8 protein-coding genes and 1 pseudogene are annotated in these 8,716 nt (G+C 61.5%); 6 read left to right on the forward strand and 3 right to left on the reverse strand.

The window, feature by feature from the left end; genetic code table 11:
- The 5 genes and pseudogenes from D1641_RS18050 to D1641_RS18070 form a co-directional block, all read left to right on the forward strand.
- A pseudogene (locus D1641_RS18050) lies at nucleotides 1–784 on the forward strand (hypothetical protein); the annotation flags it as partial.
- A gap of 44 nt (nucleotides 785–828) precedes the next feature.
- Nucleotides 829–1,644: an SDR family oxidoreductase gene (locus D1641_RS18055; RefSeq protein ID WP_160668223.1), complete on the forward strand. Its 816-nt coding sequence runs from the start codon at nucleotides 829–831 to the stop codon at nucleotides 1,642–1,644.
- A 33-nt stretch (nucleotides 1,645–1,677) separates the two neighbouring features.
- The gene (locus D1641_RS18060) at nucleotides 1,678–2,733 is read left to right on the forward strand and encodes an Ldh family oxidoreductase (RefSeq protein WP_160668225.1); all 1,056 of its coding nucleotides are present in this window, start codon (nucleotides 1,678–1,680) and stop codon (nucleotides 2,731–2,733) included.
- A 10-nt stretch (nucleotides 2,734–2,743) separates the two neighbouring features.
- Entirely contained in the window at nucleotides 2,744–3,700 is a 957-nt protein-coding gene (gene eda / locus D1641_RS18065) for a bifunctional 4-hydroxy-2-oxoglutarate aldolase/2-dehydro-3-deoxy-phosphogluconate aldolase (protein WP_160668227.1), read from the forward strand.
- Nucleotides 3,701–3,716: 16 nt separating this feature from the next.
- On the forward strand, nucleotides 3,717–4,742 hold the full coding sequence (locus D1641_RS18070; RefSeq protein WP_160668230.1) for a sugar kinase: 1,026 nt from the start codon (nucleotides 3,717–3,719) through the stop codon (nucleotides 4,740–4,742).
- Between the two features lie 168 nt (nucleotides 4,743–4,910).
- On the opposite strand, the gene D1641_RS18075 is transcribed toward D1641_RS18070, so the two are convergent.
- Genes D1641_RS18075 through D1641_RS18085 form a run of 3 tightly spaced genes read right to left on the reverse strand, consistent with a single transcriptional unit; the run spans nucleotide 4,911 to nucleotide 7,904 of the window.
- Entirely contained in the window at nucleotides 4,911–5,768 is an 858-nt protein-coding gene (locus D1641_RS18075; RefSeq protein WP_160668231.1) for a hypothetical protein, read from the reverse strand.
- Between the two features lie 14 nt (nucleotides 5,769–5,782).
- Complete coding sequence (locus D1641_RS18080) at nucleotides 5,783–6,709, reverse strand: fumarylacetoacetate hydrolase family protein (RefSeq protein WP_160668233.1); 927 nt, start codon at nucleotides 6,707–6,709, stop codon at nucleotides 5,783–5,785.
- Nucleotides 6,710–6,725: 16 nt separating this feature from the next.
- Entirely contained in the window at nucleotides 6,726–7,904 is a 1,179-nt protein-coding gene (locus D1641_RS18085) for a pyridoxal phosphate-dependent aminotransferase (RefSeq protein WP_160668235.1), read from the reverse strand.
- A 241-nt stretch (nucleotides 7,905–8,145) separates the two neighbouring features.
- Here D1641_RS18085 and D1641_RS18090 point away from each other — a divergent pair.
- A partial coding sequence (locus D1641_RS18090) for a LysR family transcriptional regulator (RefSeq protein WP_160668238.1) occupies nucleotides 8,146–8,716 on the forward strand: 571 nt, incomplete at its 3' end.

Consider the following 8,716-nt stretch of genomic DNA (forward strand, 5'->3'; position numbering starts at 1 on the left):
GGACGCCCTGACCCTGCTGAGCCGGCTGAGCCGGGGGGAGCGGCCCCGGACAGGCCGGCGGGTGGCTGTCACAGGTCCGGACCGGCTGACGGCCCGAGAGGCCGCCCGAGCCGCCCTCCGCCTGGGGGTGGAGCAGGTCACCCTTCTGCTCCCCGGCAGAGCAGGGAGAGAGGAGCGTCAGCTCCAGAGGGAGGGCGTGATCCTGCTGGACGGGGTGTCTCAGGTGAAGAGGTCCGCCGCCGGCGCTGCCTTCCTCCGGGAGGGGGCGTCCATGGAGCTGGCCTGCGACCAGCTGCTGGCGGCGGAGGAGCGGACCGCCCGCTCTCTCCCCGGCGAGGAGGTCTGGACCGGCGTCCCCGGCGCTGCCGGCGTCGCCTCCGCCATTGCGGCGGGGAAGAACATTGCCGCGGCTATCGACCGCTCTCTCCGGGGGGATGAGGCTTCGGCCGCCCCGGTGCCCGCCGTCAAAACGGTGGACCGCGCGTCGGTGCGCCGCCGCACGGGCTATCTGGAGCCCGACCCCAACCCCCTCAAGCTGGAGACACCCGGAGGGGCGAGGACCATGACGGAGAAGGAGGCGGTGCGGGAGGCCTCCCGCTGTCTCAGCTGCGGCTGCGGCGAGGGCTGTCAGCTGTGCAAGACCATCTGCACCGACTTCGCCCCCAGGATTACAGCCCCCGACACCCTGGAGATCTGCCGGGAGGACTGCGTGGCCTGCGGCATGTGCTTCAACCGCTGTCCCAACGGCAATATTGAGATGGTAGATTTGGGGGAGCGGGTTTAGGGGTCTGATTTTTGACAAAAGCCAATTGATTGGAGGAATGTTCAATGGATGGGACGAGTTTTGATGTGACAGGCAAGGTTGCGGTGATTACCGGAGCGGGGGGCGTCATCTGCGGCGCCATGGCCCGGGCGATGGCCAAGGCCGGAATGAAGGTGGCCCTGCTGGACCTCTTTCTGGACAGGGCGCAGGAGACGGCGGAGGAGATTGCCGCCGCCGGCGGCCAGTCCGCCGCGGTGCAGGCCAATGTGCTGGACAAGGAGAGCCTGGCCGCCGCCCGGGAGGCGGTAATCGCCCGCTTTGGCCGGGTGGATGTGCTGATTAACGGCGCCGGGGGCAACAAGAAGGAGGCCTCCACAGGCCCGGAGCTGAGCTTTTTTGATATGCCCATCGACGCGCTGAAGTGGGTGTTTGACCTGAATGTGATGGGGGCGGTGCTGACCACCCAGGCCTTTGGCCGGGATATCGCCGCCAGCGAGGGCGTGGTAATCAATATCGCCTCCATGGCCTCCATCATCCCCCTGACCAACACTATCGCCTACTCCGGAGCCAAGGCGGCGGTGGCCAACTTCACCCAGTGGATGGCGGTCCACTTCAACCAGAATTACAGTGAGAAAATCCGGGTTAACGCCATTGCCCCCGGCTTCCTGCTGACCGAGCAGAACCGCTTTTTGATGCAGAAGGAGGACGGAAGCCCCACGCCCCGGGGGGAAAAGGTGCTGGCAAAGACCCCCATGGGCCGCTATGGCGCCCCCGAGGAGATGGCCGGGCCGGTGCTCTGGCTGTGTTCCGATGCGGCCTCCTTCGTCAACGGGGCTATCATCCCCATCGACGGCGGCTTCTCCGCCTACTGGGGCGTATAAAGGAACCTCTGAACAGAAAGGAAGCAGGATATTATGGCGAATCGAATCTCAGTCCAGGCGTTTCGGGACTTCTGCGCCGCATGCTGCCGGCACGAGGGCATGAGCCCGGAGGACGCCAAAATCACCGCTGAGGTGCTGTGTGAGACGGACTGCTTCGGCACCAGCTCCCACGGGGCCAAAAATCTGTATGGCTATGTGAAGAAGCAGCGGGCGGGGGGCATGGACTTCAAGGCCCAGCCGGAGGTGGTGGCCCAGGGGCCGGCCTACGCCCTGATGGACGCCCATGCCTGCATGGGCATGGTGGCGGGCTGGCGGGCCATGGAGCTGGCCATCGAGAAGGCCAGAGCCTGCGGCGTGGCCCTGGTGACGGTGCGCAACAGCACCCACTTCGGCGCTGCCGGCTTTTACGCCAACATGGCCGCCAGGGCGGGTATGGTGGGGATTTCCTTCTCTAATGTAGATCCCAATATGACCGTTCCCGGCGCCCGGGGCATGATTCTGGGTAACAACCCCTTCTCCTATGCCTCCCCGACACAGGACGGCCACAGCATCTTTTTGGATATCGCCATGAGCAATGTGGCGTCCCTGAAGGTGGTCCAGGCCAAAAAGGACGGGGAGCAGATCCCGGACAGCTGGATTGTGGACAAGGACGGCCTGCCCACCACCGATCCCAGCCACTACCCCGAGGAGGGGGCTATGCAGCCCATGGCGGCCCACAAGGGCTATGGGCTGGCCGTGATGGTGGAGCTGCTCAGCGGAGTGCTCAGCGGCGGCGGCATCAGCAGCGTGGGGGAGATCAGGAGCTGGTGCTTTGATCCGGAGGTCCCCAACAATGTCTGTCATACCTTCCTGGCGGTGGATGTCTCCAAGTTCGCGGGCAGGGAGAGCTATCTCTCCCGGTCCGGTGAGCTGGCCGGCGCCCTGCGGGACGCGCCGAAGGCCAAGGGGAGGGATCGGATTTACCTCCCGGGTGAGATCGAATGGGAGAAGCACGACAGATGGAGCCAGGTGGTGGAGCTGCCCGACGCGGTGGCGGAGTCCCTGAACGAGATGAGCGCGGACCTGGGCATCACAATTCAATGGGAGTGAGGGAGAAGCGATGAAATATTCAGAGAGGTTAGGAAACAACGCCGTGGTCCCCGTGGTGGTTCTGGACGACCCGAAGAGCGCGGTGCCCACCGCCCGGGCCCTGCTGGCCGGCGGGATCGACGTGATGGAGATCACCCTGCGGACGGCCGCCGCCATGGACAGCATCCGCTCCGTGGCCCGGGAGGTCCCGGAGATGCTGGTGGGGGCGGGTACGGTGCTCACTCTGGAGCAGGCCCAGGCCGTGGTGGAGGCGGGGGGACAGTTTATCGTCTCTCCCGGCTTTGACAGGGAGCTGGTGAGCTGGTGCGTGGAGAACGGCGTCACCGTCACCCCCGGCTGTGTCACCCCCACTGAGATCATGGCGGCGCTGAAGCTGGGTGTGGATGTGATTAAATTCTTCCCCGCCAACGTCTACGGAGGTCTGACCGCTATGAAGGGGCTGTCCGCCCCCTTCGGCGGGGTGAGGTTTATCCCCACCGGCGGCGTCAACGGGCAGAACATCGGCGAGTACGCCGCCGCCCCCTATGTCCATACCGTGGGAGGGAGCTGGGTATGCACCAAGGCGGACATCGCCGCCGGGAATTATGACAGAATTACCAAGCTCTGCCAGGAGGCGGTGACCGCCTCTCTGGGCTTTGAGGTGGCCCACGTGGGCATCAACACCGCGGACAGCGGCGCGGCGGCGGAGGTGGCCCGGAGCTTTGACTCCCTCTTCGGCTTCGGCGTGAAGGAGGGGAACAGCTCCACCTTTGCTGGGCCCGGCATCGAAGTGATGAAGTCCATGTACTTAGGAAGCAGCGGGCACCTGGCGGTGCGGACCAACCACGTGGGTCGGGCCATCGCCTGGCTGGAGAAGAGGGGCCGCCGGGTGGATATGTCCACCGCGAAGTATAAGGGAGACCGGATAGCAGCCGTGTACCTGGAGGGGGAGGTCGGCGGCTTCGCGGTCCATCTGCTGCAAAAATAGAGAGGAGATTCTGACCATGAGAGTATTGACCTTTGGCGAGATTATGCTGCGCCTGAAGTCCCCGGGGCTGGAGCGGTTTTTCCAGAGCCCCATGCTGGAGGCCACCTTTGGCGGCGGCGAGGCCAATGTGGCGGTGTCCCTGGCCAACTACGGCATGGACGTGAGCTACCTCACCGTCCTGCCTGACAACGCCGTCGGCGATGCCTGTGTCCAGGAGCTGCGCCGCTTCGGGGTGGATACCAGCCGGATTCTGCGGGGCAAGGGCCGTATGGGGATTTATTACCTGGAGACGGGGGCCAACCAGCGCCCATCCAAGGTGGTCTACGACCGGGAGGGGGCGGCCATCGCCCTGGCCGGTCCCGGCGATGTGGATTGGGACGCCGCCTTTCAGGGCGTGGATTGGTTCCACATTACCGGCATTACACCCGCTGTCTCCCAGTCGGCCATGGAGCTGAGCCTGGAGAGCGTAAGGGAGGCCAAACGGCGGGGCATTACTGTGTCCTGTGACCTGAACTTCCGCAAGAATCTGTGGAAATACGGCAGGAGCGCCCCCGAAGTCATGGGGGAGCTGGCCAAATTTGTGGATGTGGCTATTGCCAATGAGGAGGACTGTCAGAAGTCTCTGGGGGTGACGGCGGACGTCCATGTGGAGAGCGGTGAGCTGGACCGCGCCAAGTACGAGGAGCTGTCCCGGAAGGTGCTGGAGGCCTACCCCAACATGAGGCTCATCGCCATCACCCTGCGGGAGAGCCACAGCGCCGACTGGAACAGCTGGGCCGCCTGCCTGAACGACCGGGAGCAGTTCTGCGTCTCCAAAAAGTACGAGATTCGGAACATTGTGGACCGGGTGGGGGGCGGCGACAGCTTCGCCGGCGGCCTGATCTATGGACTGACCCACTTCCAGGACAGGGCACGGGCACTAGAGTTTGCCGTGGCGGCCAGCTGCCTGAAGCACTCCGTTCCCGGCGACTTCAACCGCGTTACGGTAGACGAGGTGGAGAAATTGGCCGGGGGGGACGGCTCCGGACGGGTCCAGCGGTAAGCGGGCCATGCACTGAATGGCATACACTGAAAAACACCGCATTTTCATGCGGTGTTTTCTGTCTGCTTTTTTGAATGCACAGGTTGGCGCTGGCGGTGGGAATCGAACCCACAACCGCTGGTTGTCGATAAGGTAATATAGTACGGCTTGATTTGCGGGAGAACGGACTTACTTTTCAATGCCCCTTTTCTTCATCCATTCAGGCAGCTCCTCGGGTTTCAGACCGTTGTACTTGCAGCCGGGGTAGCGGCAGTTGGCGCAGTTGCCCTTGTTGCCCTTGACGGCCGGCTCGCCCTTAATGTTTTTCTCCAGGAACTCCACCAGAGCCTTGACATCGGCCTCCTCGCCGTCCACCGCCCAGTAGTGGGCGCCCTCGTTGCCGCCGATGCCGCCGGCGCACACCACCTTGGCGTCACAGTGGAACATCTGCCTGATGGCGTCCGCCTCGGTGAGGATGTCGGCGCTGGACAGACAGTACAGGCCGGGGTCAGCACCCATGGAAATGTCAATGTGGCTGGCTCCTCCCAGGGCGCGGCTGGCAGCAGGGACGCTGGGCACCATTTTCTCATAGCCCACGGGGCAGATCCACTTCAGCCCCTTGCTGGTCATGTAGCCGATGAAGCTGGGGACGGTGCCGCCGTTGAAGCCGGAGGTGATGACGCCCACATGGCCGTCCTGGTCGAAGGCGTTGGCTCCCTTGATGATGACGGTATCGGTGTGGTAGTCCTGGAGGGCCTCATCCATCTTCTTGTCCACGGGCTGGCCCTTGTAGAATACGTTGGGGAAGCCCTTGCGGCTGGAGGGCTCGGTGACGCACAGCATCCCGTCGGTGCTGCTGCCCACGGTGCACAGACCGGGCTCTACCTCATAGCCCAGCTCCTGGGCGATAAAGGCGTTGGTGGTGCCGCCGGCCAGCAGGACATAGGCGTCCTTCCAGGCTTTCTGGAACTCCGGGGTCTGAATGACGGCCTTGGCGATGAGGCGGCGAGCCTCGGCGGGGGTTAAAACAAAGGTAGCTTTCATCATAATCTCTCCAATCTTTATTCTTTCTCAGGGTGCTTTTTCAAATCCACCACAGGGTTGAGCAGGGGCCGCATCTCGAAGCCGTCAGGGCCGACGATGCGGCACTCGGCCATGTCGCCGTCCTGGATGTGGAAAGCCCGGGGGGTGCCGGTGGACAGGATGTCGCCGGCGTACCAGCCCTGGATGCTGCTGTGGAGGGAGACCAGCCGGGCGGGACGGTGGGTCATGTTGGCTACAATATTCTTGGCGTAGACCTCGCCGTTGTGGACAGACTGAACCTCCAGCTTCAGCACGTCGGGCACCTCGTCGGGGGTGACCAGCTCCGGGCCGAAGGAGAAGAAGGTGGGGAAGTTCTTCACAATGCACAGATACCGGGGGTTGCCGCTGACAAAGTCGTTACCCTTGAGGATGGACTCCTCGGTCATGTCCAGAATGGTGGTGTAGCCCACAACGGCGTCCTGCCAGTTCTCCTCGGACACGTCCCGGCAGTCCTTGCCCATGATGACGCCTAGCTCCGCCTCGGCGGTGGTCTTCTGGGCCTCCTTCAGCGTGGGCAGCTTGATCTCGTCTCCAGGGCCCACCAGGGTGTCGGCCATCTTAAAGAAGCTGCCGGGGAAACCAGTGGGAGCGGCGGAGCCGATATCCCCGGCGTGGTCCACGTAGTTCAGACCGATCCCGAAGATGCGCTTGGGATTGCGATACAGGGGGGCGTAGACCACCTTCTCCTGAGGAACCAGGCCAGGCAGATTGTCCAGCTCAGACCGCCCGCCGTCGTTATACCAGGCGGTCAGGCCTGGGATTTCACCAGCCTGGATGAGGGACATCATGTCGGTGCTCCAGGCGGCGCCCTTGGCGGCGTTGAGGGCGGCGATGGGGAACACGCCCTTGGGGGTGACGATACCGGCGATTTCAGCGCCGTTCTTTTTAATAGTAGCGAGACGCATGGGGAAACCTCCTTCATTACTTGTTCAGTTCTGCGATTGCCTTTCTCAGCTGCTCACAGCCCGCGACTACATTTTCGTAGCTGTTGGCAAAGGACATCCGCAGATAGCCCTCGCCGCCGGGGCCGAACACATCGCCGGGCACCAGGGCAATCTTCGCCTCTTCCAGCAGGCAGGCGGCCAAATCGGCAGACTTCATATTCAGGGATTTACAGTTGATGAAGATATAAAACGCGCCTTTTGGGCACTCGCAGTGCAGGCCGGGGATCTCATTGATGGCCTTGACGGCGTAATCCCGGCGGCGCTGGTACTCCTTCACCATCTCCTTTACCTCATCCCCCTCCTGGGTGAGGGCGGCGATGGCCGCCACCTGAACGAAGTTGGGGGCGCAGGTGGTGTTGTGCTGGTGGAACTTGTTCATGACCAGGATGTACTCCTCGGGTGCGGCCACATAGCCCAGCCGCCAGCCGTCCATAGCGTAGGCCTTGGACATGCCGTTCATGGTGAAGGTGCGCTCCTTCATCCCAGGCAGGGAGGCGATGCTGATGTGCTTGGCTCCGTCGTAGATCAGCCGCTCATAGACCTCGTCGGAAATGACCATCAGGTCGTTGGCAATCGCAATGCTGGCCAATTCCTTGAGCACGTCCTCAGACAGCACGCCGCCGGTGGGATTGCTGGGGGTAATCAGGACCACGGCCCTGGTCCTGTCAGTGATCTTGGAGCGGATCTCATCCAGGTCGATCTGATAGCCGGTCTCCTCTCGCAGACCGTAGAGCACAGCCTTGGCGCCCAGCAGATTGGGGACATTGACATAGTTCAGCCAGCCGGGATCGGGAACAAGAATTTCGTCCCCCTCCTCCAGGATGGAAGCCAGGGCGGCGAACACCGCCTCGGACAGACCCACGGTGACCAGCACTTCGGAGGCTTTATAATCGACGTTGTTCTCCCGCTTCAGCTTGTCCGCAATGGCCTGGCGCAGCTCCATCAGGCCGAAGTTGGAGGTGTAGTGGACCTTGCCCTCAGCCATGGCCTGGTTGGCCGCCCTCTTGATGTACTCCGGGGTGTCGAAGTCGGGCCTGCCAATCTCAAAGTGGAGGACCTTTTCTCCCGCACGCTCCATTGCCAGCGCCTTCTCATTGACCTTGCGGATGCCGGAGGGCGCCATCCGGTTCATCCGCGCCGCAATTTTTGCCGCCATAGTTCTGCCTCCTTCAATATAGACGGTGTTTTGCTCTGCCTTCTGATACTATTTAGCCACAAAGATAAGGAAATGTAAAATACGAAAAACTTGAACACGTTATATCTGTTTTCGTATAACCTTTTAAAAAATCTTGCGTTTTAGTTTTCCTTCTGATATTATTTAGCCACAAGGATGTTGAAGTGTAAAATACGAAAAGCTTAAAGCTGTTATTCTGAAATTCGTATAGGGGGACAGCAAAATGACGAATTACAAGGAATATATCTACGCGGTCTATCAGGAAAAAAGCTTTTCCAAGGCGGCTAAGAAGCTGTATGTCTCCCAGCCCTGGCTGAGCGCCACAATCAAAAAAGCGGAACAGGAGCTGGGCCTGCCCCTGTTCGACCGGAGTACCAGTCCCATTTCATTGACCGAAGCGGGACGCTATTATATTGAGCGCATCGAGCAAATCATGGCAATCGAAAGGGAAATGGCAGAACGATTTAAGGAACTTCAAAACGAGTCCAGAACTGAACTGCGGATCGGAACATCCATGTTCTTCTGCACCTATGTACTGCCCGCTCTTCTGAATGATTTTTCCCTGGCTCATCCGGAGGCTGCTATGACCTTTGTAGAGGGCAGCAGCAAAAGGCTGACTGAAAAACTTCTGGACGGGCGGCTGGATTTCCTCCTGGAGGCGGAGCGGCCGGAAAGTGGTCAAATCACCTCGATCCCTTGGGCCTCAGAGGAGATTGTTCTCGCCGTACCGGCGTGTGATCCCATCAACGAAAAATTGGAGCGATACCGCTACTCCTTTGAGGAACTTTTACAGC

Source organism: Colidextribacter sp. OB.20 (assembly GCF_009911595.1).
GTDB lineage: Bacteria > Bacillota > Clostridia > Oscillospirales > Oscillospiraceae > Lawsonibacter.